Below are 383 nucleotides of genomic sequence, written 5' to 3'. Positions count from 1 at the left end.
GCCCGCGGCCGTCGCCGCGGTCCCGCTCGGCGTGCTCGCCGTCGCGCTGCTCGCGGCCGCGCTGCTTCCGTGGGTGACCGGGCTCGTCGCGCGCCTGGTCGGCCCGCGCTCGGGTCTCGTGGTCCCGCTCGCGGCGCGCCAGGTCGCACGGCGTGCGGCCGTGTACGCGGTGCCCGTCGTCCTCGTCACGCTCGCGACGGCGACCGGGGCGCTGGCCGCGGTGCACGTCGGGACGACCGGCGAGCAGCGGCGCACGGCGGCGGCCGCGGCGACCGGCGCCGACGTGCGCCTCGTCCTCACGGACGTGCCGCCGCCTGACGTGGACGTGACGCCGCCGACCGCCGGCCTCGGCGCGGTGCCCGGCGCCGACGGCGTCCCGGTGC

At 81.7% G+C, this 383-nt stretch carries 1 protein-coding gene; it reads left to right on the top strand.

The genetic code is table 11. The features are described 5' to 3' along the window. Positions 1-383: hypothetical protein (locus CTKZ_RS21935; RefSeq protein WP_200829889.1), on the top strand; the 383-nt coding region annotated here is incomplete at both ends.

The sequence above is a fragment of the Cellulomonas algicola genome (genome assembly GCF_003851725.1).
Taxonomy (GTDB): Bacteria; Actinomycetota; Actinomycetes; order Actinomycetales; family Cellulomonadaceae; genus Cellulomonas; species Cellulomonas algicola.
Note: the sequence above shows the minus strand (reverse complement) of the source record. Positions and strands in the feature narration are given on the sequence as shown.